24 protein-coding genes, 1 tRNA gene and 1 pseudogene are annotated in these 21,238 nt (G+C 73.3%); 14 read left to right on the top strand and 12 right to left on the bottom strand.

All coding sequences use genetic code 11. The features are described from left to right. The first annotated feature begins 49 nt into the window (after positions 1-49). The 4 genes from ABGB06_RS01035 to ABGB06_RS01020 all read left to right on the top strand — a co-directional run bounded on the left by ABGB06_RS01035 (position 50) and on the right by ABGB06_RS01020 (position 1,776). Positions 50-123 (top strand) — tRNA-Lys (locus ABGB06_RS01035). A 133-nt stretch (positions 124-256) separates the two neighbouring features. After that, positions 257-523, top strand: a complete 267-nt coding sequence (locus tag ABGB06_RS01030) for a hypothetical protein (protein ID WP_347584642.1) — start codon at positions 257-259, stop codon at positions 521-523. Continuing rightward, positions 520-912: a PIN domain-containing protein gene (locus ABGB06_RS01025; RefSeq protein WP_347584641.1), complete on the top strand. Its 393-nt coding sequence runs from the start codon at positions 520-522 to the stop codon at positions 910-912. The genes ABGB06_RS01030 and ABGB06_RS01025 overlap by 4 nt, the downstream gene beginning before the upstream one ends. Before the next feature lie 84 nt (positions 913-996). Further along, entirely contained in the window at positions 997-1,776 is a 780-nt protein-coding gene (locus tag ABGB06_RS01020) for an IclR family transcriptional regulator (RefSeq protein ID WP_347584640.1), read from the top strand. A gap of 229 nt (positions 1,777-2,005) precedes the next feature. Here the strand turns inward: ABGB06_RS01020 and ABGB06_RS01015 are convergent, their stop codons facing one another. Further along, positions 2,006-2,950, bottom strand: a complete 945-nt coding sequence (locus ABGB06_RS01015; RefSeq protein ID WP_347584639.1) for a dihydrodipicolinate synthase family protein — start codon at positions 2,948-2,950, stop codon at positions 2,006-2,008. Between the two features lie 526 nt (positions 2,951-3,476). On the opposite strand from ABGB06_RS01015, the gene ABGB06_RS01010 reads away from it, so the two are divergent. Then, positions 3,477-4,880, top strand: a complete 1,404-nt coding sequence (locus ABGB06_RS01010; protein WP_347584638.1) for an MFS transporter — start codon at positions 3,477-3,479, stop codon at positions 4,878-4,880. 45 nt (positions 4,881-4,925) lie between these two features. On the opposite strand, the gene ABGB06_RS01005 is transcribed toward ABGB06_RS01010, so the two are convergent. The 4 genes from ABGB06_RS01005 to ABGB06_RS00990 form a co-directional block, all read right to left on the bottom strand. Next, positions 4,926-5,153, bottom strand: a complete 228-nt coding sequence (locus tag ABGB06_RS01005; RefSeq protein WP_347584637.1) for a hypothetical protein — start codon at positions 5,151-5,153, stop codon at positions 4,926-4,928. A gap of 4 nt (positions 5,154-5,157) precedes the next feature. Further along, positions 5,158-5,379, bottom strand: a complete 222-nt coding sequence (locus ABGB06_RS01000) for a hypothetical protein (RefSeq protein ID WP_347584636.1) — start codon at positions 5,377-5,379, stop codon at positions 5,158-5,160. A 70-nt stretch (positions 5,380-5,449) separates the two neighbouring features. Continuing rightward, entirely contained in the window at positions 5,450-5,839 is a 390-nt protein-coding gene (locus ABGB06_RS00995; protein WP_347584634.1) for a hypothetical protein, read from the bottom strand. A gap of 93 nt (positions 5,840-5,932) precedes the next feature. Next, positions 5,933-7,183 carry a helix-turn-helix transcriptional regulator gene (locus ABGB06_RS00990; protein WP_347584633.1) on the bottom strand — a complete coding sequence of 417 codons (1,251 nt, stop codon included), beginning with the start codon at positions 7,181-7,183 and terminating at the stop codon, positions 5,933-5,935. A 190-nt stretch (positions 7,184-7,373) separates the two neighbouring features. On the opposite strand from ABGB06_RS00990, the gene ABGB06_RS00985 reads away from it, so the two are divergent. Then, complete coding sequence (locus tag ABGB06_RS00985; RefSeq protein ID WP_347584632.1) at positions 7,374-7,919, top strand: flavoprotein; 546 nt, start codon at positions 7,374-7,376, stop codon at positions 7,917-7,919. Between the two features lie 41 nt (positions 7,920-7,960). Here the strand turns inward: ABGB06_RS00985 and ABGB06_RS00980 are convergent, their stop codons facing one another. Continuing rightward, on the bottom strand, positions 7,961-8,650 hold the full coding sequence (locus ABGB06_RS00980) for a hypothetical protein (RefSeq protein WP_347584631.1): 690 nt from the start codon (positions 8,648-8,650) through the stop codon (positions 7,961-7,963). A 302-nt stretch (positions 8,651-8,952) separates the two neighbouring features. Here ABGB06_RS00980 and ABGB06_RS00975 point away from each other — a divergent pair, with 302 nt between their 5' ends. Further along, the gene (locus ABGB06_RS00975) at positions 8,953-10,191 is read left to right on the top strand and encodes an XRE family transcriptional regulator (protein WP_347584630.1); all 1,239 of its coding nucleotides are present in this window, start codon (positions 8,953-8,955) and stop codon (positions 10,189-10,191) included. Positions 10,192-10,242: 51 nt separating this feature from the next. Here ABGB06_RS00975 and ABGB06_RS00970 read toward each other — a convergent pair whose 3' ends face one another. After that, entirely contained in the window at positions 10,243-10,761 is a 519-nt protein-coding gene (locus ABGB06_RS00970; RefSeq protein WP_347584629.1) for a pyridoxamine 5'-phosphate oxidase family protein, read from the bottom strand. Positions 10,762-10,960: 199 nt separating this feature from the next. Here ABGB06_RS00970 and ABGB06_RS00965 point away from each other — a divergent pair, with 199 nt between their 5' ends. From ABGB06_RS00965 to ABGB06_RS00940, 6 genes are all read left to right on the top strand, one after another. After that, positions 10,961-11,458 (top strand): hypothetical protein, encoded by a 498-nt coding sequence (locus ABGB06_RS00965; RefSeq protein WP_347584627.1) that lies wholly within the window; start codon positions 10,961-10,963, stop codon positions 11,456-11,458. Positions 11,459-11,815: 357 nt separating this feature from the next. Continuing rightward, complete coding sequence (locus tag ABGB06_RS00960) at positions 11,816-12,124, top strand: hypothetical protein (protein ID WP_347584626.1); 309 nt, start codon at positions 11,816-11,818, stop codon at positions 12,122-12,124. A 116-nt stretch (positions 12,125-12,240) separates the two neighbouring features. Beyond that, the gene (locus ABGB06_RS00955; RefSeq protein WP_347584625.1) at positions 12,241-12,450 is read left to right on the top strand and encodes a hypothetical protein; all 210 of its coding nucleotides are present in this window, start codon (positions 12,241-12,243) and stop codon (positions 12,448-12,450) included. Positions 12,451-12,489: 39 nt separating this feature from the next. Then, positions 12,490-12,780 (top strand): DUF6233 domain-containing protein, encoded by a 291-nt coding sequence (locus tag ABGB06_RS00950; RefSeq protein ID WP_347584624.1) that lies wholly within the window; start codon positions 12,490-12,492, stop codon positions 12,778-12,780. Positions 12,781-12,863: 83 nt separating this feature from the next. After that, on the top strand, positions 12,864-13,436 hold the full coding sequence (locus ABGB06_RS00945) for a dihydrofolate reductase family protein (RefSeq protein WP_347584623.1): 573 nt from the start codon (positions 12,864-12,866) through the stop codon (positions 13,434-13,436). A gap of 252 nt (positions 13,437-13,688) precedes the next feature. Continuing rightward, positions 13,689-14,363, top strand: coding sequence for a hypothetical protein (locus ABGB06_RS00940; protein ID WP_347584622.1), 675 nt, complete (start codon positions 13,689-13,691; stop codon positions 14,361-14,363). Here ABGB06_RS00940 and ABGB06_RS00935 read toward each other — a convergent pair. From ABGB06_RS00935 to ABGB06_RS00925, 3 genes are all read right to left on the bottom strand, one after another. Beyond that, positions 14,347-15,600: an MFS transporter gene (locus ABGB06_RS00935; RefSeq protein WP_347584620.1), complete on the bottom strand. Its 1,254-nt coding sequence runs from the start codon at positions 15,598-15,600 to the stop codon at positions 14,347-14,349. The genes ABGB06_RS00940 and ABGB06_RS00935 overlap by 17 nt on opposite strands. 194 nt (positions 15,601-15,794) lie before the next feature. After that, entirely contained in the window at positions 15,795-16,589 is a 795-nt protein-coding gene (locus ABGB06_RS00930; RefSeq protein WP_347584619.1) for an ATP-binding cassette domain-containing protein, read from the bottom strand. A 94-nt stretch (positions 16,590-16,683) separates the two neighbouring features. Next, a complete protein-coding gene (locus ABGB06_RS00925) occupies positions 16,684-17,526 on the bottom strand; it encodes a methyltransferase domain-containing protein (RefSeq protein WP_347584618.1) in 843 nt (280 codons plus the stop codon). Positions 17,527-17,612: 86 nt separating this feature from the next. Here ABGB06_RS00925 and ABGB06_RS00920 point away from each other — a divergent pair, with 86 nt between their 5' ends. Next, positions 17,613-18,197, top strand: a complete 585-nt coding sequence (locus tag ABGB06_RS00920; RefSeq protein WP_347585397.1) for a TetR family transcriptional regulator — start codon at positions 17,613-17,615, stop codon at positions 18,195-18,197. Between the two features lie 1,750 nt (positions 18,198-19,947). Here the strand turns inward: ABGB06_RS00920 and ABGB06_RS00915 are convergent. Together ABGB06_RS00915 and ABGB06_RS00910 are read right to left on the bottom strand one after the other, a co-directional pair. Next, a pseudogene (locus tag ABGB06_RS00915) lies at positions 19,948-20,346 on the bottom strand (DUF4157 domain-containing protein); the annotation flags it as partial. Between the two features lie 263 nt (positions 20,347-20,609). Continuing rightward, positions 20,610-21,056 (bottom strand): SRPBCC family protein, encoded by a 447-nt coding sequence (locus ABGB06_RS00910; protein WP_347584617.1) that lies wholly within the window; start codon positions 21,054-21,056, stop codon positions 20,610-20,612. Positions 21,057-21,238: the final 182 nt, after the last annotated feature.

The raw sequence follows: 21,238 nt of genomic DNA, 5'->3' as shown, positions 1-21,238 counted from the left end.
CGATTTCTCCCCTGGCCAACCCGGGTGCTAAGGTCTACGACGTCACCAGGCGCCGCTAGCTCAGTTGGTTAGAGCAGCTGACTCTTAATCAGCGGGTCCGGGGTTCGAGTCCCTGGCGGCGCACCGGCGATCAGGCGCCCTCTCCGCGGTTCCCCGCGGAGAGGGCGCCTCTTCGCGTCTCCGACAACCTTCCGCTCTCCGACAACCGTCGACTCACGGCAGCCCGATGATCGCCATACTCTGATATGGTCTCCGTATGGCAAGCAAGAAGGTGACGATCACGCTCGACGAGTCGCTCGTCGAAGCCATGTCCACTGTCGCTCAGGAGGCGGGCGTTCCGCTGTCGCGCCTGATCGCCCGCGCCGCCGAGCGTGAGCTGCGACTGCGGGCCGGGCGGGTCGCGGTCCAGGAGTGGCAGGAGGAGCACGGCGCCTTCACCCCCGAGGAACTGGCCGCCGCGCGTGCCGAGATGGCCGCGGCGGACGCGGAGTACCTGGCCGGCGGGGGCTCCGTCGCCGCGTGAGCATCCCCTATCTCTACGATGCGGGCGCGCTGATCGCCATCGACAACAACGACCGCCGCATGTGGGCGCGTCACCACCTCGCCCTCGACGAAGGTCGGGACATCCACGTCCCGGCCCCGGTTGTCGGCCAGGCGTGGCGCGATCCCCGTCGCCAGGTGCGGCTCGGCAAGCTCCTGGCCAGCTGTCGCGTCGAGCCCGTGGGTCTCGAGGTCGCCAAGGCAGCGGGGGTGCTGTGCGGCAAGGCAGGCACAACGGACGTCGTTGACGCCGCTGTCGTCGTCATGGCCGCCATCCACGGCGCGATCGTCTGGACGTCCGACCCCGAGGACATTCGCGCCCTCGCCGACGCACAGGACACCAAACCCGCCTTGGTCATCCGTCATCTCTGACCGCGGGGATCGGGCCCCGCGGCGGTGCTTCCGGCGCCGTGCCGGGGCCGGTGGGGGTGTTCGTATCGCCGATATAGTGTCGGCATGACCGACAACGCCTCACGATCGCGGGTCCAGAGCGTCGACCGGGCGGCCCTTCTGTTGGCCGAGCTGGCGCGTGCGGACCAGTCGGGGCGGAGCCTGGGGGACCTCGCCGGCGCCCTCGGGGTGGCCAGGAGCACCGCGCACGCGCTGCTGCGCACCCTGAAGTTCCACGGTCTGGTCGGCGAGATCAAGGGCCCCCGGTTCGTCCTCGGCACAGGGCTCGTCCGCCTCGGCGACCTCGCGGCGCGCCAGTTCCCGCTCGCCGACCTGGTGCGGCCGGCGCTGGCGGCGCTGGTGGAGGAGACCGGGATGACGGCCCGGTTCGCGGTGCCCGACGACGGCGTTCCGGTCTTCACGGCCAAGCTGGACGGCGGCGGCCCGGTCCGTTTCCAGACGCCGCTGGGCAGCCGGGAGATGGCGCACAGCACGGCCACCGGGAAGGTCTTCCTCGCCGATCTCCCGGAGGAGGGGCTGCGCAAGGTCACCGATCGCACCGGGCTGCCGCAGCGGGCCAGGGCCACCATCACCGACTACGAGTCGCTGGTGAAGGAGCTGGAGCGGGTCCGCGAACAGGGCTTCGCGGTCGACGACGAGGAGGACCTCGACGGCGTCATCTGCGTCGCCGCGGGCGTGCGCGACCAGGACGGCGTTCTGATAGGGGCGTTGTCCCTCACCGATCTCAAGCTCGGGCGCTCCCGCGGCCGGCTGGACGAGTACGGTCTCGTGCTCGGCCGGCACGCGCGCGAGCTCGCCGACCGGCTCGGCCCCGCGCGCGGCTGACGGCGGGGCGGCCGGGCTGACCACCGGCGCTGACGGCCGGCGTTGACCACCGGCGTTGACCACCGGCGCTGACCACCGGCGCTGACCACCGGCGCTGACCACCGGAACGGCCGGGTGACCCGCGGCGGCCGGCACGAGCTGGGCAGCCCGAGGCGGGCGGGCGGCGCGACGCCGTCGTTCAGGGCGCCCGAGCCTCGACGTGCCCGGCGCGGCCGGTCCGGGCCCTCGGTCAGGCGGGGCACCGTGCGGCAAGCACCCCGTGCCGCTCCAACAGGGCGGCGAGGCCCTCGACCGCGCCGGCGTCGTCCTCCAACGCGCGCCGCGGCGGGCGGGGGTAGCCGGCCGGCTGGCCCAGCAGCCGCATCATGGTCTTCAGCTGCGCCTGCATGCCGCCGAAAACGCCGTTCCCGTCCGGTGCGTGCAGGGCGCCGCGCAGCTCGCTGAACCGTCGCGCGATGGCGAGGGCCTCCGCGGCCCGCCCCGCCCACACGTGGTCGAACGCGTCGGCGAGTAGCGAGCCGAGCGGCATGCCGCTGCCGAAGTGCCCGTCCCCGCCGCAGCCGGCGATCATCATGCTGATCCCGGCGGGCGTGAGCACGTTGCCGAACACCCGCAGCCGGTCGGACAGCTCCAGCACCGTGCGCTGGAACCGCAGGTCGTCCGGGGTGCTGTCCTTGACGGCCACCACGTTCGGGATGTCGGCGACCTCAGCGATCGTCTCCGGCCGCATGTCGGTGACCACCTCGGACGGGATGTTGTACGCCATCACCGGGCCCGGGGTGGCGGCGCACACGTGGCGGTAGAAGTCGACGACCTCCGACTCGGTCAGTCTGGCTCCGGGCGGCGGGCAGAACAGCACGCCGTCGGCGCCGGCGCCGTGCGCGTGCCGCGCGAGGGCGATGGTCTCGTCGACCGAGGTGCTGGACGTCCCCACGAGCACCGGCGCCGCCCCGGCGATCGCGCGCACCGCGACCTCGGTCACCGTGCGCCGTTCCTCGGTCGTCTGCGCGTAGCACTCGCCGGTGCTGCCGTTCACGAGGACGCCGTGGGCCCGCTGGTCGACGAGGTGGGAGAGCACGTTCGCGAGCAGCTCGCGGTCCAGCTCCCCGTCCTTGGTGAACGGGGTGGGCGCGGCGGCGAAGTAGCCCTTCCAGTCGACGTCGTGCCGGTCCATCGTTGCGTGTCCTCTCGATTCGATGCGATTCGATGCGGTTCGATGCGGTTCGATGCGATCGGTGGAGGGTCGGCGGCCCGGCGTGCCGGGCGGCGCGTTCGGCCCCGTTCGACTGCGTTCGGCTGTGCCGAATCGCGTTCGCCGTGGACGTCAAGCTACCAGTCTCGCCGGTGAGGTCAAGGCCCAACGTCGGTCCTGCCGACGCATCGACGGCCCTCCCGAATCTTCTGTTGACGGGTAGCGGCGAAGGTGTCATCATCATTCGCCATACCGACGCCCGTTCGGCAATACCGAACGAGCGGCGGAGTGTCAGCCTCCGGTTCCGGACCAACCAGGCGCGGTGCCGGGCCCGTTCGCGATCGAGGACCCCAACGGTCGCGACGTCCCCGTGTCCCTTCCCCGCCCGCAGCGACTCGCGGTCGCCCCGCTCCCCCGGCGCACACCCGCTCCCCGACGCGCCACTCCCCCGCTCGAGACCGCGAACCCGCCGCCGTCCCCTCGGACTCCCGAAAGGACCGCTCCGCTCATGACAGCCACGCCACGACTCTCGCTGGACGAGGTGCCTCCGAACCGGTTCCACTACCGGATCGCCGCGTTCACCGCGGGCGGCACGTTCATCGACGGGTACGCCCTCGGTGTCCTCACCATCGCGCTGGCGGTCCTCCCGACCGGCTTCGACATGACCCCGCTGATGGAGGGCCTGGTGGGCGCCGCGGCGCTCATCGGCCTCTTCGTGGGCGGCCTGGTCCTCGGGCCCGTGGCGGACAGGATCGGCCGCAAGAAGCTCTACACCATCGACCTGGCCGTCTTCCTGATCGCCTCGATCGCGCAGTTCTTCGTGCAGGACGCCATCCAGCTCTTCGTCGTCCGGCTCGTCCTCGGCGTGGCCATCGGCGCCGACTACGCGGTCGGGCCGACCTACCTGGCCGAGTTCCTGCCGACCAGGCTGCGCGGCCCGCTCCTGGGCAGCCTGGCCGCGATCTGGCGGATCGGCTACCTGTCGTCGATCGTGGTCGGCTACCTGATGCGGGACATGGGCCCGGACGCGTGGCGCTGGATCCTGGTGACCAGCGCCATCCCCTCGGCGCTCGTGCTGCTGCTGCGGATGGGCGCCCCCGAGTCCCCGAGATGGCTCGTGCAACAGGGCCGGTACGAGGAGGCCGAGGCCGTTGTCACCCGGTACATCCACCCCCGGGCGTCGGTGCGCGACCTCGTGGACGCCCACCAGCGGGAAACCCAGGAACAACGGTCCAGCCTGCGGCTCATCGGCGAACTGTTCAGCCGCAGATGGCGGGGGCGCACACTCTTCGCGGGCTTCTTCTGGATCGCCCAGTCCACCCCGCAGACGGCGATCTTCACCTTCCTGCCGGCCCTCTACGTGGCGCTCGGGATCTCCGGCGAGTTCACCCACACCCTCGTCCAGAACATCGTGCTCACCGCGGGCGGGATCGCCGGCATGTTCGTCCTCAACCGCATCGGGCGCCGCCCGCTCCTCATCTCCACGTTCTGGGCCATGGCGGTCTCGGTCTCGGCGCTCGCCATCCTGCCGAGCCCGAGCGCCACCGTCGTCGTGACCTGCCTGCTGGTGTACACGCTGCTGGAGTCGGTGGCCGCCAACCTGCAGTTCGTCTACCCCAGCGAGCTCTTCCCCACGGCGATCCGCGGCGCTGGCGTCGGAATGGCCGCGGCCCTCAGCCGCGTCGGCGCCGCGTTCGGGACGTTCATCTTCCCCACCCTGCTCGACAACCTGGGCGTGCAGGCCATCATGATCGGCACCATGGGCTTCCTGATCCTCGGCGCCATCGTGACCCACGTGGCCGCCCCGGAAACGGGCCGCACGAAGCTCCGCGACGCCGAACGCCCGACGGCCACGGAGCCGGACCCGAATCCCACCGATCTCCCCAGCGACCCCACCGTGACGACCCGCTGATCAGTCACGGCCGCCGGCTGTTCTCGGTAGCGGAGGCGGAATCGGTCAGGGTGGGGCGTCGGCGGGGTGGCGCCGGGCGGTGAGGGGCGTGTGCCTGCGGGCGCGTTGGGCCTCGGCGTGGCCGCGGACCGGCTCGTTCCACTCCCGGAAGCGGGCGGCCAGCCACATCGCGGACACGCCGTAGCGGCGCGCCAGGGAGGCCATCGACCGGCCTGTCCGGTACAGCCGGACAGCCTCGTCCCTCGGGATGTCGGGCATGCGCTTGCGGGGCATCCCGTCACCCGCCCTGCCGGCACGGGCCGGCGCAGCCGCGCACGGGGTAGACCAGGTCCCTGCCCCCGGCGAGGGCGTGGCGGACGGCACCGATGCGGACGGTGTCCAGGCCCAGCGGCGCCCCGCACACGACGCACGACGTGCCGGCGAGTTGCCGCCCGGTGAGGGCCGGCAGCGGGCCCCGTACCCGGTCGGCGCTCGCGGGCTCGACCTCCAGCGTGGCCACGGCCGGAACGGCACCGGGCCGGCCCGGTTCGACGTACACCCGCAGCCTGCCGACGGCTGGCCGCCGCCCCTCACCCACGACCGGCCTCGCCGAGCGCGATGTGCAGCAACGCGGGCCGGGTCAGGCAGTCCCCGACCGCCGGAGGCTCCATCAGCCACCGGATCGCCCCCTGCCAGCCCGGCGGCGGAACGCGAACCTCGTGCCCCCGGCGGAGGACCCGGACACCGGCCAGTTGCCAGGCATCTGCGGCGCCGACCGGCACGAACCAGGTGACGGCGTCCGCGATCTGGTCCTCGATCACCGGCCCCGAGCGGTGCCGTATCCGGGCGAGGGCCCGCACGGCGTCGAAGGCGTCCACCAGCACGGCGTCGAAGTACCGCCCACACGGCACGGCGCACACGCCGGCCGCGGGTAACGGCAGCCACGCCGGACGGGCAGGGTGGGCGGCAGGCTCACTCATGGTCGGCCCCTACGGTCTCGTGATCAGGTGTCACGAACCGTAAAAGGGGACGGAGCAGGGCAGGGGCAGGGATTCTGCCCCTCGCACTCCCGTTCAGGCAGCCAGGATCCCGATCCGCACCGCCAGGTCCGCGGCCCGACGGCGACGCTCCGGCGACCTCGCCTCCGTCTCCTCGAGCACGATCCGCCGCGCGTACCCGTTGTAACGGATGGTCTCCGGCGCGGCGTCGAACGCCTTGTCCAGCGTCGCGAGCGCCGCCTCCGGCTGCCCGTCCAGCTGGTATCCGCGAGCCTCCTCGATCCGGTGTCGCGCCCGGCGCGGCCGAGACGGGATCGTCACGGCGTCGGCCGCGGCGGCCTGCCGCACCGACTCCCCGCCGGCGTGCAGTTCCACCGCGACGGTCACCGCGTGCGCCCCCATGATCGCCCGAGAGAACGACGTCACGGGGTGGTAGTAGCTCTCCGGGAGTCGCCACGCCATCCTCCGCGCCCGGTCCCAGTGGCCCCACGCCGCGCCCGTGTCCCCCCGCCGGGCCGCCGTGTAGCCCGCCTCGAACCTCAGCGCGCCCGCGATCGCCAGCACGTCGTCCGACCCGTCCGGCAACAGCGCGTCCAGGTACCGGATGGTCTCCATGGTCACGGCGTCGGCCGCGTCGAAGTGCTCGGGACCGGCGTCACGGTGAGCCTGCGCCAGCAGCCATGCCGCCACGCCGATCGCGTGCGGATCCTCCGACTCCTGCGCGGCGACCATCCCGCGCTCGGCCACCCGCCACAGCAGGGCCGACTCCGGCTGGTACGCCAGGAAGAACTGCGCCAGCGAGTACACCTCGGCCAGCACCGCCTGCGCGGCCCTCCGCTCGGGCGCGGAAGCGGCCTGCCGCGCAGCGGCCTGAGCGTCCCGGATGAAGTCCGGCAGCAGCGTGCCGATCACGTCACGGTGGTTCGGAGCCGAGTGGCGCGCCGCCCAGGCGGCGGCCAGGCGGGCGCGGAGATGCTCCGCCGGCGGCGCCTCACGCGACGCCGTCAGCGGGAACGCGTTGATCACGGCGGCGACCGCCGGCAGCCGCCGGTGTCCGGGACCGATGAACAGATCGGTGGGCATGGACTCCTGGCCGGTGAGTTCGGACAGGTCCCGGACCCGGAGCGCCTCCGCGATGCGGAGGATCATCGTGAGCTTGGGCGTCTGGAGCCGGCCGTACTCGACCTGCTTCACCCACGAGGAGGACCTGCCGACCAGGCCGGCGAGTACCGGACGGCTCATTCCCCGGCGTGTGCGCAACACCTGCATCCGTTGGCCGAAGGCGAGCGGATCGGTAAACGGGTCGGGCGCAGCATCAGATGACACGGCCATGCCTCTCTCTGAACAGCTCCACACTGCCAGGGTAGGAGGCGGGGCCCGCTCTGCGTGGGGCATCGATTAGGCCGCCCTGCCCACGGTCCCCGGCGGTCACGCCCGGGTTGGGCCAACGGTGTCCCCACGCCCTTCGGCGGTGTGCACACTTGCATGGCCTCGCCGGGCGCTGTGAAGTACCCGCATGAGCCGCGTTCTGTACCTCATCGCCTGCGCCGCCGGTCCCGCCGAGTACGTCGATCAGGGAGTGCGGGCCGCGCAGGCGGCAGGGTGGGACACGTGCCTCGTCCTGTCCCCGACCGCCGCCCGCTGGTGGCGGGGCGGGCTCCCCGACCTGCAGACGCTGACCGGGCATCCGGTGCGGCACCAGTACAGCCTGCCCGGCGAACGGGAGGTGCTACCGCCGCCGGACGCGATGCTCGTCGCGCCCCTGACGACGACCAGCGCGTGCCGGTGGGCGGCGGGCATCACCGACACGGTGGCCCTCGGCCTGCCGGCGGAAGCCGTGCACATGGGGGTGCCCGTGACGGTCATGCCCTACTGGTCCACGGCGCTGGGCGCCCAACCAGCGGTGCCGCGAGCCGTGGCCACACTGCGGGAGCAGGGCGTGCGGGTGCTCCTCGGGCCGAGCGGGTACGAGCCGCATCCGCCGCGCGAGGGCAACCCGGCCGCGTACCCGTGGGCCAGGGCGGTCGCGGCGCTCGACGAACGCCGCGGCGACGCGCCCTGAACGCGGCCGGACGCCTCGCGCCCGGTTCAGGCCCGTGCCGCCTAGCTCGCCCCGGTGCCGCAGTCGGTGCGGATGTGTGGGCTGGCGGCCCAGGAGTCGCCGACCGTGACGGAGTCCACCTCGACCCTGACCGCGAGGCGGTAGTTGTAGGTGCCCACCCGGCCCTGCGGGCACAACTCCGTGACGGAGGGGCCCTGCTGGCTGCCCGCCCCGGTCCACGACGTGTGCTGCGGGTCGGCGTAGTCGCGCCAGCCCGACCAGCTGTCCCGCTCCAGCCCGTAGACCTGCCGCATCCGGCCCGGCAGCTCGCCGTGGCATTCGGTGGCGAACCCCTCGCCGCCGATCTCGGCGCGTGGGTCCGCGCCGCCCACGACGATCTCCCCCTCGACCGCGATCGGCTCGACCGTGGTGGTGCACCACCAGCCGCTGACCGTCTCGATCTCCACCGTCTCGCAGTCCGTGACGGCGGCCGGCGCCCGGTGGTCGATGGTACGCACGGCGTCGGGGTCCTGCGGAGCCGCGTCGACGTCGCCCACGGTCATGGCCACCGAACCGTCCTCGAACTCCTCGGCGCGGTAGGCGAGCCGGGTGATGTGCGGCGGTGCGGGCGTGTGCTCCGGGCTCCACGAGGCGCACGGCGTCGGGGACGCGGGCAGCACCGCGCTGTCCGGCTCGCGGACGTCCTCACACCCGCCGACTCCCAGCACGACCGCCGCCACGACAGCCGACACCACACAACCCCGTCGCCGCACCGCGGCCTCCCCGTCGCCCCCGCGTCCGAACACCCCGGACACACCGGAGGCGCCACCGTAACAGGCCCCGGGTGTCGGCCGGGTCGAGCGTGCGAAGGTCCGCGGCGCCGTAGTGGAACTCCGTGACCCTGCCGCGACCACCGTCGAACGAGGTCACGTTGGACAGGCACCGGCCGGGTCGTCCAGCGACGGCAGGGCGACGCTCGTGCGGCGGATCGTACGGGTTCCCATCGGGATGCCTTCTCAACGACGCCGAGGGGAGTTGATGCTGCAATGGGTGAGTGGACCCCCCGGTCACCCACCCCTTGCGGCGCCTGCGCGAGGAGCGCGACTGGGCTCAGGAGCAGCTGGTGGCTCCGAAGCGGTGGCTTCACTGGCTTCCCGGCGCCGACAAGCCGCTGCCGATCGGTCTGGGGTCCGCCCACGTCGCCGTGAGAGAGGCCCTCACCATGACCCTGGATCGCCGCGCCTTCGCCGGCTACGCCTCCACCGCCCTCGTCGCGCTCGCCCAGTCCTGGGCGACCCTGGAACCCACCCGACTCACGGCCAGCCTGGACGAGAAACGAGTCGACCCGGAGCTGCTCGACTGGCTGGAGGTCACCGCCGATCGGCTCACCACCCAGTCAGCCACCCAGCGTCAGCACACGGCCGGCCTGATCGACGCGCACCTCACGGCCGTCGACGGCCTCCTGCACGGGAACTGCGGCGATACCACGCGGGTGCGCCTGCATGTCCTCCTGGCCCGGCTGGCGACGGCCGCCGGCTGGTACCGGTTCGATCAGGGCGCGCACGCCGCCGCCAGCCGGTACTGGCACGCCGCGCTCCATTCGGCCCACCAGGCCGGTGACCGCGACCTCGGCGCCGGGATCCTCGGCGACCTCGGCTATCAGCAGGTCTGGCTCCAGCGGCCGGACGCGGCCGTGCGGATCCTGACCGTGGCCGTCTCCCGCGCCACCCATCCCGCCGCGCGCGCCCTGCTGGTCCTCCGCCGGGCCCGCGCGCACGCGCTGCTCGGCGATGCCGGCCCCAGCCGCCGGGACCTCGCCGCCGCCGAGGTGGAACTCGGCGCGGCCGCACGGAGCACCCGACCTGCCTGGTGCGCGTGGCTCTCGGAGGCGGACCTGGCCGTCGACTCCGGGCGTTGTCTGCTGGACCTGGGTGACACCGCCCAGGCCCACGCGCTGATCAACGAAGGCGTGGAGGAACTGCCGCTCACACGGGCCAAGACCCGGGCGGTCTTCCTGGGCTACGCGGCGGAAAGCCGCCTGCGCTCGGGGGATGTCGAGCACGCCGCCGTCCTGGCCCGGGACTCCTTCGCGCTCGCCGCACGACTCGGCGCGGCGCGCTGCCTGGCCCAGATCCAGGGGCTCGCGCCCGCCTTCCGCCCGCACCGGACGACCAACGGCGTGGCCGAACTCCTCGACCTCGTCTCGACCTCGTCCGCGACGAGACCGCGGCATAACCGACAGCGGGCCGACGCGTCCGCCGCCCGGCCGCCATGCCCCGGAACAGCGCCTTAGCCTCAGCGCCCGCTGGCCGGACCGCACCGTCGAATGGCCCGGGAATCCTGGTTACCCGCCCGGGCGGGTCCAGAACTGTCGTGGGGCGAAGCCCTCGCGGCGTAGCCAGTGTTCCGTGTAGACGATCCGCTCGGCCTCGATCGCGACGAGCGGGCCCGACGGTGGTTCGTCGAGGGAACGCGAACGCTCGACGTGGTCGGACTGCCAGCGGAACGCCGGCCAGTAGCGCTCCAAGTCGGGATCGTCCTCGGACAGCGTGCGGGCCCGTCCGAAGAGCTGGGCGCCTCGGCTGCTGGCCTGTCCGACGAGCGGGGCGAAGATCCCCACCGACACCCGGGGATCGGCGGCGAGGTTCCTCATCTTCGGCGACCCGGAAACCGTGCTGAACATCACCGCGAAGTCCAGGTGGAAATAGCGCACCGGCGTGGCGAGCGGCCCTTCCGGTCCCGCCGTCGCGAGCACGCACATGTTCTGCGACGACAGGAGGTTGAGTATCCGCTCTTCCAGTCGCTCGCGATCGAGGCGCTTCTTCGGTGCGGGACCGGCGAGCCACGGATTCGTCACAGGCATGGCCGACTATCCCATACGCCACAGTGGCCGCCGTCCGCCACCTCCTCACCGTCGCATCGGCCGTTGCGGCCGTTGCAGCCGTTGCTCGGCGAACGCTTCGCGCCGGGCCGGGCCCGACCGGCGTCGGATCACGGGCGGGCGCGCGCGGTAGGATCCGCGATCTGCTGTTGGGCGTCGTCGAGTTGACGTGGGGGGCCGCATGACGACCGTCGCCGTTACCGGGCACATGGATCTGACGGACGAGAGCGTTCCGTTGGTACGCGCCGCGCTGCGCCGGCTGCTGGACCGCTACGCTCGCGAGGTCGGGGAGGAGTTGGTCGGCGTGTCGTGCATCGCGGCCGGGGCGGACAGCCTGTTCGCCGAGGCGCTGCTGGAGGTGGGCGGCCGGCTGGTCGTCGTGATTCCCTCCCACGACTACCGGCGGACCAGGGTCGCGCCCGATCACGCCGTCACGTTCGACCGCCTCGTGCGGGCCGCGACCGAGGTGCACCGGATGCCCGTCGAGACCGCGAGCCGCGCGGCGTACGAGGCCGCGAACCGCGTGATGCTCGGCCGGGCCGACCGGCTCGTCGCCGTGTGGAACGGCGCGCCGCCCGGCGGCGCGGGCGGCGGCACGGCGGACGTGGTGATCGAGGCCCGCGCGGCGGGCATCCCGGTCGAGGTCGTCTGGCCGGAGGGCACGGCGCGCCGGGGTTGAGCGGGTGCGATCACTCCGCCTCGGGCTCCTCGCGCAGGACCGGGCGGAGTGATCGCGGTGAGCGGGCGCCCTGGCGACGTGGGCGCGCCACTCGGGCGGAGATACGGAATGACGCACCGGGTGGTTCAAACTCGAACTTCCGATTCCGCTTCCCTCCCGCAGAGTTCGCTTTCCTCGCGACCGAACGGCCCTTTTCGCATGCTGGTTGACTGCTTGACGGGTTCGCGACACGGCAGTAGGGTCCTGCCGTGCTCGCGCAGGACCCAGTCGGGTAACGCGACAACGGTCGGTATTTCCGACCGGTTATCCGGCGTTTCTTTTCATCGGTGGCGACATCCCTGATGACACGGATGGGTCATGAGAACAACGGCAACGAAGCGCTTCACCACCGTCATCGCCGTGGCCATCGCGGCGTCGGCGATCCTGATCGGCCCCAGCGCCCAGGCCCACGCCCGCGAGACCGGCGATCTGCCGTTCCCCTGCGGGCCGTACAACCCGGGCGACGGACTGCTGTACTTCGGAAACTGTGACTCGACCAGCACGCTGGTCTCCGTTTCCGCGCCGGGAATCGATCCGAGATTCGAATGCGTGCCCGCGCGCACGGCCGTGCTGCTCGGGGTTGACGATCCGAGTTGGACGGTCGTGGACCTCGACCAGCCCTGCTGACGGACGGCGGCGCCCCGGCCCTCGCACGCGACGCGGCGGCCGGGGCGCCCGCCGGCGGGCACTCGGCCGGGCCCCGCCGGGTCGCCGAGCGGGGCGGGGGCCGTCACCCTGGCCCCATGGGCACGCCTCGGATCGTCGTCTACCCGCCCACCTCCGGTGGGGGCAGGCGGGTGCGCGTGGACGGCAGCATTCTCGGCATCGCCCGTTCGCCCCGCGAACTGCGCGAGTTCCTGCGCCGGGCCGGGATGCCCGACGTCGATGACGCGGACCTCCTCGACTCCCGGCTGGTCGAGTGGCGCGGCCCGGGCCCCGAGGTGTGGGAGTAGCGTCGGCGGCGCCGCGGCGCCACTCCTAGAATCGCACGCGTGTCCGATTCTCTGCCTCCCGACCCCGCGCGGCTCCGGATCCTGGCGCGCTGGTTGGAGCTGCAGCTGGCCGCGGTGCGGGAGGCGCTCGACGAGGCCGAGCGGCCGCGCTGGTGGGTGCAGTGGACCCGGCGGCGGCAGGGCGAGCCGAAGCGGGGGACGTTGCACCGGGAGGGCTGCTGGCGGCCGGGCGAACCGGACCTGAACCTCGCCGAGGCGCGGGCGGTGCTCGCGGAGCACGGCGAACGGATCGCGCGGTGCGACGTGTGCCGGCCGCCGGACCGGCCGTGACGCCGCCGGCGATGAGTTTCGGCGGTCGCCCGGGTCTGCACGGGTGGGGGTCACCGAGGACCTCATGTCCCCGAGGAGATGTGATGAGCACCGTCGTGATGCACAACGTCGTTTCCGTGGACGGCTTCATCGCCGACGCGAACGACCAGGTCGGCCCGCTGTTCGACTGGTACGGCAACGGCGACGTCGAGCTCGGCGCGGTCGGCAGGGTCTCGCGGGTGTCGGCGGACTACGTGAGGCCGATCTGGGCCGGCCTCGGGTCGATGGTGATCGGCCGTCATCTGTTCGACCTCACCAACGGCTGGGAGGGGAAGCCGCCGGCGGGCGAGCACGTGGTCGTGGTGTCGCACCGGCCCAAGCCCGAGGGGTGGCACCCCGAGGCGTCGTACCACTTCGTCGACGGCGTGGCGGAGGGGGTCGCGAAGGCCAGGGAGCTGGCGGGCGGGCGTACCGTCGCCGTGGCCGCGGGCGAGGTGGGCGGGCAGGCGTTCGCGGCCGGCCTGGTGGACGAGGTGGCGATGGACGTCGTGCCCGTGGTCTTCGGGTCGGGCAAGCGGTACTTCGGGTCGGTGGACGCCCAGCATCTGCTGGAGGACCCGCACACGGTGATCCAGGGCGACCGGGTGCTGCATCTCGCCTACCGCGTCCGTCGCTAGGTCCTTGCCGGGCGGGCAGCGGCCCGCGACGGCCGCGGAGGGAACGGCTCCCCGGCCCTCCGGCCGGTCCGCCACGTCCGGCGTCAGGCGCGGGGCGACCGCGACGGCCGCCCGGGGCGCCGCTGGTGAGCTCCCCCGGGGAAAGCACCGCGCGGCCGCGCGGGTTGACCGCCGGGGAGGGCGGCGGGACCGTGGTCGTGCCGCTGGACGGGACCGTGCGGCGACGGGCGACGAACGGGCGGAAGGTGCGGGATGCGCGGCATAACCCGGATGGTGCACGACGACCTCGAGGCGGGCCTGCGGTTCTTCGTCCCGCCCCGCTGGGAGATCGCGCCCGTGGACCTCGTCGAGCCGCTGACCACGGCCGCGTACCCGTCGCGCGGGATGAGCGAGGAGGAGGCGGCGGAGGCCGAGCGGGCGCTCTGGGAGGAGGCGATGGCCCCGATGGACGCCGGCCCCGCGGCTCCGCGGCGGGCGGCGGCCCTCGACGTCGTCGACGACGATCCGGAGGACTTCGTCGTCCACCTCATCTACCCCAGGGCGATCTACCTGGGCCGGTGGGACGGCCTCGACGAGGAACCGCCGGACGAGGAGGACGTCCTGGCGGGCGCCGACTGGCTGGCGACCGGGTTCCGCGAGGACTTCAACTTCTACCCCGCCCACACGCTGCGCGGCCTGGACCACGGCCAGCGGCGGGTGGCCGTCGCCGGCCGCCCCGCCGCCGTCGCCTGGTACCGGTTCCTGCTCGCGGAGGCCGACCAGACCGACGACGGCGAGGATCGGGTCGGCTACCTGCGACTCCTCCTCGTCCACCTCGGCGGCGACCTGGTCTCCTTCGTCGTCGGCCTCGGCCAGACACGGGCCGACCGCCGGCTCATCGACGCCTGCCTGGACAGCGTCGAGCCGCTGGTCAGCGGACCGTCCTGACGATCAGGCCCGGACGACGGGGCGCGCGCAGCGCCGTGGCGGCGGACAGCAGCGCCGGGGCCGCGGCGAGGGCGAAGCACGCGGGGAGCGGCAGGCGCCCCACCAGCAGGCCGGTCGCGGCGGCCGCCCCGGACGCACCGGCGTTGAAGGCGGTGTTGACCCACGCCCCGGCCCGGGTGCGGGTGTCGGGGCCGGCGCATTCGTCGGCGATCAGGTAAGCCGTCGTCAGGGCCGGGGCCACGAAGAGCCCGCCGAGCGCCGCCCACCCGACGAGCGCGTGGGGGTGGGCGGAGAGCCCGGCCGCGGCCACGACGAGGCCGAGGCCCGCCGCGCAGGCCGACAGCCGCAGCCTCGCGGGGACGCGCCACGGCACCGCGCCGTAGACCAGGCCGCCCACCGCGCTGCCCGCGGACAGCGCGGCCATGACCCAGGCCACCGCCCCGGGCGTGTGGTGTTCGTCCACGACGACGATCACCAGGAGCTCCAGCGCGGCCAGGCACATGCCGACGCCCGCCGCGACGGCGACCGCCTGACGCAGTCCGGGAGCGTGCCACAGCGGGACCCGGTCCGCCGACGGTTCGGCGGCCGACCCGGCGGCGCGGCCGGCGGGGCGCACGGCCGGGCGGCCGGCGGCGCGCACGGCCGGCGAGGAGACGAGCGCGAGCGTGCCGGTCAGGACGAGCGCCGCGCTCACCGCGAGTCCGAGCGACGGCGACGCGACGTGCACCAGCAGTCCCACCAGCAGCGGCCCCGTGACGAGCAGGAGTTCCTCGGCGACGCCGTCCAGGCTGTACGCGCGCCGCAGCAGCGCGGGCTCCGGTAGCAGGTCGCTCCACAGCGTCCGCATCACCGGGCCGAGCGGCGGCGTGCAGGCCCCGGCGGTCACCGCCAGGACGCCCAGCAGCACCCCGGACGCGCCGGGCCACGCCGTGGCCAGGGCCAGCCCGGCCAGCAGCAGCGCGTAGCCGCCTGCCATGGGCGGCAGCGCCCGGCGCGGTCCGTACCGGTCGATCAGTCCCGCCCGGGTCGGCGACAGCAGGACGCTCGTCAACCCGAACAGGGCCATGACGGTGCCCGCCACGGCGTAGGAGTCGGTGGCCTCGCTGGTCGCCAGCACCAGCGACAACGAGACCGTTCCGTAGGAGAGTCGGCCCACCAGCGCGGCACCGAAGGTGCGGCAGGCATGGCGGGTTCGGAGCACGGCGGCATAGGAGGGCGCCGCCAACGGCGAAGGCATGAGTGTGTTCCTCGGGAAGTGGGCGCCGCACGGGCGGCGCGCGGGCGTGCACGGGCAGCGAACGGCCACGCCCGACCCGGGCGCGACCAGCGCCGGCTCCTATGCACGGGGGAGGAACATGCGAACGAACCTAGCAGAGAACGGAGTTGCGGAAGCCCGCCCGCACGGTCAGCACGTCCTACGCGGCGGCGCCGTCAGGCGAGGGGCGCTTCGGGGAGGGCCGAGGTCGCCAGCCAGCGGCCGTGGTGGTGGGTGACGGCGACGGGGCGGCCGAAGCAGGCGGTCAGCAGCTCGCTGGTGAGGACGTCCGGCGCCGGGCCCGAGGCCAGCACCCGTCCCTCCCTGAGCAGCAGGACCCGGGACGTGCTCGGCGGCAGCTCCTCCAGATGGTGGGTGACCGTGACGGTGGTCAGCTCGGGGCGGTTCTCGGCCAGGCGGCGCAGCGCGTCGATCAGGTCCTCGCGGGAGGGCAGGTCCAGCGCGTTGAACGGCTCGTCGAGGAGCAGCAGCCGCGGGTCGGGCATCAGCGCCCGGGCGATGAGGATGCGGGCGCGCTGCCCGCCGGAGCAGACGCCGAAGGGGCGGTCCGCGAGTTCCTTGCACTCCAGCTCGGCCAGCAGCACCCGGGCCCGCTCCCGGGCGTCGGCGTCGTACCTGCGCCACAGCGGCTGCACCGTCCCGGTGGCGCCGGTGAGCACGACGGTGTGGGCGGTCGCGTCCTGCGGGACCTTCTGCGCCGCGGACACCAGGCCGATGCTGGCGCGCAGCTCGCGCATGTCGACCCGGCCGAGCCGGTGCCCGAGCACCTCGACCGTGCCGGTGGTCGGGTGGCCGACCGCGCCGAGCAGCCGCAGCAGCGACGTCTTGCCGGCGCCGTTGGGTCCGAGCAACGCCCAGTGGTCGCCGGTTCGCACGGTCCAGTCGACCCCGTCGAGGATGACCCGGTCGCTGGTCGTCCGGCGCAGGCCGACGCCGGCCAGGACGGCCACCGTCCCGGGCTCGGGAGTCGCAGGAGGCACAGGGGCCGCAGGGGGCGCAGGAGTCACCCGGCCAGGCTAGTCCCGCGCTCCATCGAGGCATGGTTCAGGGCGCGGGGGCGTGGGCCGCGGTGACGGCCACCGTGGTGTAGCGCATCGGGAAGGCGCCGCCCAGCGCGTCGACCGCGGCTCCGGCGCCGGCCAACACCTCGGCCAGGGCGTCCGGCGGGAGCCGGGTGAAGGCGCCCTGGGTGGGCATCTGGTCCAGCCACTCGTCCCGGGTGTACGTCCGCTCCCAGTCGAAGCTCCACTGCTCGGGTTGGCCGAAGCCGCCCGCCCGCACGATCCCGTCGGCCGTCTTCGTGAACCCGACCTGGTACACCTCCAGGGCCGGCGCCGTCATCGCGCGGAAGTCGAACGGCGCGTCGGGCATCACCCGCTCGCAGACCTCCGCGATGGCCTCCGCCAGGTCCCGCGGGAGCTGGAAGACATGCCAGAACGCCGCCAGCCGGCCGCCGGGCCGCAGCACCCTGGCGGCCTGGGCCGCGCCCGCGACCGGATCGATCCAGTGCCACGCCTGGCCGGCGACCACCGCGTCGAACTCCCGGCCGGCGGGGTCCCAGTCCTCGAACGTCGCCACCTCGACCTCGGACCCGAACCGCCGGGCCAGGTCGGCCATCCGCGCGTCGGGCTCGACCCCGAGCACCCGGCAGCCGGCCGCGGCGAACTGCCGGGCCACGATGCCGGTGCCGCAGCCGACGTCGAGCACGTCGCGCCCCGGGCTGGCGGCGACGATCCGTTCCACCAGGGCCTGGGGGTAACGGGGCCGGGCGCGGTCGTAGCGTTCGGCGTCGGCGCCGAAGGACTCGGCGATCCCGCGGTGTCGATGCGGTTCGAGGTCGAGGGGCGGGTCGGCTTCGGGCGACGGCTCCGGCGGTATAGTGGGCATGCGCCCACTATGAATGGGCGCCTGCCCACTCGTCAACCGGGTGGTCACGGGGACAGGACAAGGACGGCGCAGGGAGGCGAGGCATGGTGCCGACGGGAGTGGCCCTCCGGGACCCGCGGGAGCAGCTGTTCGACGCCGCCGAACGGGTGCTGCTCCGGGACGGGCCGAGCGCGCTGACCAGCCGGGCGGTCACCACGGAGGCGGGCTGCGCGAAGGGCGTGCTGCACCGGCACTTCGCGGACTTCGACGCGTTCCTCGCCGAGCTGGTGCGGGACCGGATCGCCCGGCTCGACGGTCAGGCCGCGGCCCTGCGCGCCGCCGTGGGCACCGGCACCGTCGCCGACCGGCTGGCCGGCGTCCTGACGGAGCTGTTCGGCTCGGTGGCGGTGGCGATCGTCGGCCTCGTCATCTCCCGGGACGAGCTGCGCGCCCGGCTCCGCGCCAGCACGCCGACCGGCATCCCGCTGCTGACGGAGGCCACGGCCATGATCGCCGACTATCTCGCTGCCGAACGCGCCCAGGGCCGGATCGCGGCCGACGCGGACCTCGACGCGCTCGCGCCCACGCTGGTCGGCACGGCGCACCTGCACTTCGCCGACCGGACGGCCCCGCCGCCGGAGCCGGCGGCCGTCCGCAGGCTCGTGGCGGCGCTGCTCGGCGGCGCGGCCTGAACCAGTCGCGGTGCGGACGCTCGGCCTACGGCGGGCCGGCGGTCGGGGCGTCCGCCGTCCCGGCGTCCGTCGGCCCTGGCGGCGCGGCGGAAAGGGCTCCCACCTTCCCGCGACAGCTCGCGACGAGTTGGTCGATCGTGTCGAGTTCCGTCTTCAGGCGAGGCAGCGCGACCAACGCCTCTCGCAGCCGCCCGCGACTCTCCTCGCTGGGCGCTTCCCCCGCGCCCCCGACCCGGCGGTCGAGTTGCCGCACACTGCCACGCAGGATCCATACCTTCCCCGCGAGGCCGGCCAGTTCGCCCTCCAGCGCCGCGTGGTCGGACCCCGGGTCCCCACGGTGTCGCTCGGTCTCGCCCTTGAGCCCCGTCACCTCGGCGTCGACCTGGTCGATGCGTGCGATGAGCTGGTCCAGTCTTTCCAGTACGCTCGCCCTGGCCTTGCCCGGGGCGTGCCGCTGGAAGTCGTCGGCGCGATGGAGCAGGTTGTACGGGATGCCGAAGTTCTGCGCGATGTCCATCACCTCGTGCAGGGTGTGGTAGGCGAGATCCTCCGAATGGTCGTAGTGCAGACGCCAGAAGGCGAAGGTCCCCCATGCGACCGCGCTGAGTTCGTCCTGGGTGCCACCGACGTGCGAGGCCAGGTTGATCATCCGCATGGCGGTGTACGACGAGCCTGCCCACACCGGGATGCGGTGTTCCCGGGCCAGTCTGGTGTTTTCCGCGGATTCCTTCCGGGTGGAGGGGAACTTCTCCGTCCTCCGCTCGGAGCCCAGTCCCACGGCGATCTCCTGCTGTCCTCGGTCGGCGTCGGACGCGGTCCGCCACCCCTCGGCGTCGATGGCCGTGGTGCTGGCGTAGTGCGCTCCGGTGTCCGTCATCGTCTTGTTCCCTTCGGTCTTGGGGTTCCACCGTTGGCGGGGACCGAAGTACTCCATCAGGTCGTGCAGGACGATGACCTTCTCGCGGAAACCGAACCGTTCCGGGTTCTGCAGCACCGCCCACATGTCGAGCTTGATGCCGGTTTCCAGCCTTTTCTTGACTTCCTCGGAGAAGTTCCCCTTCTTCTTGATCTCGACGTCGAAGTATTTCTGGTAATGACCGAAGGTGTCGTCACCGCCCGCCATGTCGGGGTCCTTCATGTGTCCGGTGCGCAACTCGTCGGTGATCCGTCTCCACGAACGTTTCCCCTCCGGGCTGGCGTGGGCCTGCTGATCCGCGATCCACGCGCTGATGCGCAGCAACAGAGTGTCCATGTGCAGCTCGACCTCGGACTCGGACGGGTCCTGCACGTCGCGAGCAAGCTCCTTCTCCTCGCCCCGGTGCGGCTTGGACTCCACCCATCCGATCAGCGCCCGGGCGAGATCGCTGTAGTTTCCGTAGTCGCGGTCCTGTTGTTTGCGCCCGAAGTCGGGATGCTGCCCTCCGGGGCCCGGACCGGGCTCGCCGACAACCCACTTGTGCAGTTGCACCATGATCTGTGCGGAGTTGAGGTCGAACCTTCTGGTCTCGCCATCCGACAGGCGGTTGGGGCCGGCGGCCTCCTCCTTGAGCCGTCTGGTGAGGAAGGCGAACAGACCGGCCTCGCTGATGGCCGCGCCGGCCTGTTTCGCGGCCTCCACCAGATTCACGCCCCCGGGCTGGGATTCCGGTTGGGGGTACATCGTGATCCTGCGCTGGATCGCCCCGGCGGACCGCGACACCGGCGGCTCCTCGCCGTCCGTCGGCGGGGCGAGGCCGGTGTCCGGCTGCCCCGCCATGGCCCGGGTGGCGGTGGCCTCGGCCTCCCGCTCGAAGCGGTCCGACGGGTCGGACACCCGCAGCCCGGTCCCGGTGTCGGTGCCCGCGACCGGTCCGTTGCGCTGCTGGACGACGTGCGTCAGCTCGTGGGCCAGGGTGTGCCGGTCCGCGCCGCCCTCGCCGATGACCACATGGCTGCCCGAGGTGTACGCCCGCGCGCCGAGTTCGGCGGCCGACCGCCGGGCGGCGGGTCCCGTGTGCAGCCGGACGTCGGAGAAGCCCGCGCCCAGCCGGGCCTCCATCTCGGCGCGGACCGACTCCCCCAACGGCTGCCCCGGCGAGCGCAACACGTCGTGCGCGGCTGGCGGCGAGAGCGCTTCCCGGTCGGTGTCGGTGCCCGCGTCGTCGACCATCCTGGCCACGGCGGCGTTGCCGACGCTGCGCTGCAGGGCCAGCAGCGCGGCGGGTGAGAGGCCACCGCGGGGCGAGACCGCCGCCGTCCCCCCGGTGCTCTCGGCCGGCTCCCCGGCACGCCGCGCCGCCCGCCCCTCGCGCTGGTTCCGATCCGCCTCGTCGTGTGCGTGCATGACCGTCTCCCCCTGGGGTCACCCGCCGGTCTGATGAGATTACGGTCGCGGACGGCTCGCGTCAGGTAGTCGTACGGTTACGGTCTCGGTCAGCCGGCGGCGGCCTGGTCGTCGCCCTCGAGGAGGTCCTTCATGCGCTGGTGGCTGGTCGGCGCGACCTTGGCCGCGATGCGGCGAACCATGGGGACCAGGGCCGCGCCCACGCCGCGGCCCTCGAAGTCGAGGCTGAACGTCACCCGGCAGCGCTCCGGGCCGAGCGGTTCGACCGCGATGCTCGCGTTCGGCCGGACCGGCCCGTCCACGCCGCGCGCGGCCCAGGCACGCGGCGGCTCGTTCTCGCTGATCTCCTGCGTCATGCTCCGCTCCTGGCCCCCGATCTTCCGGACCGTGGTGAAGCGCGAGCCCACCTCGCGTCCGTCGACGCTCACCCGCGCCACGTCCCGCTGCCATTCGGGGAACCTCGCGGGATCCGACGCGTAGCGGAACACCTCCTCCGCCGGTCGGTCGATCTCGATGCTGTTCACGATGGCGGCCATGTCGCCTCGCCTCCCGATGCCGGGTACTGCCGTGTCCGCCGCGCTGGGGCGGTCTGTCACCGCAATGACGAAGGCCAGGGCCGATCTGTGACCGGGGAGGCCCGTCGCCTAGCCCGTCCGGCCGAGCCGGGGCAGCCAGACGTGCCCCACGGTGGCCGAACGGAGCTCTGCGGTGGACGCCC

It is taken from the genome of Streptomyces sp. B6B3 (genome assembly GCF_039871525.1).
Lineage (GTDB): Bacteria > Actinomycetota > Actinomycetes > Streptomycetales > Streptomycetaceae > Streptomyces.
This window is presented reverse-complemented; position numbering and strand designations above follow the sequence as displayed.

Excerpts from the sequence above, each read along its gene's own strand:
- ABGB06_RS01030 (WP_347584642.1), top strand. The coding sequence starts at position 257 with ATGGCAAGCAAGAAGGTGACGATCACGCTCGACGAGTCGCTCGTCGAA.
- ABGB06_RS01020 (WP_347584640.1), top strand. The coding sequence starts at position 997 with ATGACCGACAACGCCTCACGATCGCGGGTCCAGAGCGTCGACCGGGCG.
- ABGB06_RS01015 (WP_347584639.1), bottom strand. The coding sequence starts at position 2,950 with ATGGACCGGCACGACGTCGACTGGAAGGGCTACTTCGCCGCCGCGCCC.
- ABGB06_RS01010 (WP_347584638.1), top strand. The coding sequence starts at position 3,477 with ATGACAGCCACGCCACGACTCTCGCTGGACGAGGTGCCTCCGAACCGG.
- ABGB06_RS01005 (WP_347584637.1), bottom strand. The coding sequence starts at position 5,153 with ATGCCCCGCAAGCGCATGCCCGACATCCCGAGGGACGAGGCTGTCCGG.
- ABGB06_RS00995 (WP_347584634.1), bottom strand. The coding sequence starts at position 5,839 with ATGAGTGAGCCTGCCGCCCACCCTGCCCGTCCGGCGTGGCTGCCGTTA.
- ABGB06_RS00985 (WP_347584632.1), top strand. The coding sequence starts at position 7,374 with ATGAGCCGCGTTCTGTACCTCATCGCCTGCGCCGCCGGTCCCGCCGAG.
- ABGB06_RS00970 (WP_347584629.1), bottom strand. The coding sequence starts at position 10,761 with ATGCCTGTGACGAATCCGTGGCTCGCCGGTCCCGCACCGAAGAAGCGC.
- ABGB06_RS00965 (WP_347584627.1), top strand. The coding sequence starts at position 10,961 with ATGACGACCGTCGCCGTTACCGGGCACATGGATCTGACGGACGAGAGC.
- ABGB06_RS00960 (WP_347584626.1), top strand. The coding sequence starts at position 11,816 with ATGAGAACAACGGCAACGAAGCGCTTCACCACCGTCATCGCCGTGGCC.
- ABGB06_RS00955 (WP_347584625.1), top strand. The coding sequence starts at position 12,241 with ATGGGCACGCCTCGGATCGTCGTCTACCCGCCCACCTCCGGTGGGGGC.
- ABGB06_RS00945 (WP_347584623.1), top strand. The coding sequence starts at position 12,864 with ATGAGCACCGTCGTGATGCACAACGTCGTTTCCGTGGACGGCTTCATC.
- ABGB06_RS00940 (WP_347584622.1), top strand. The coding sequence starts at position 13,689 with ATGCGCGGCATAACCCGGATGGTGCACGACGACCTCGAGGCGGGCCTG.
- ABGB06_RS00935 (WP_347584620.1), bottom strand. The coding sequence starts at position 15,600 with ATGCCTTCGCCGTTGGCGGCGCCCTCCTATGCCGCCGTGCTCCGAACC.
- ABGB06_RS00925 (WP_347584618.1), bottom strand. The coding sequence starts at position 17,526 with ATGCCCACTATACCGCCGGAGCCGTCGCCCGAAGCCGACCCGCCCCTC.
- ABGB06_RS00910 (WP_347584617.1), bottom strand. The coding sequence starts at position 21,056 with ATGGCCGCCATCGTGAACAGCATCGAGATCGACCGACCGGCGGAGGAG.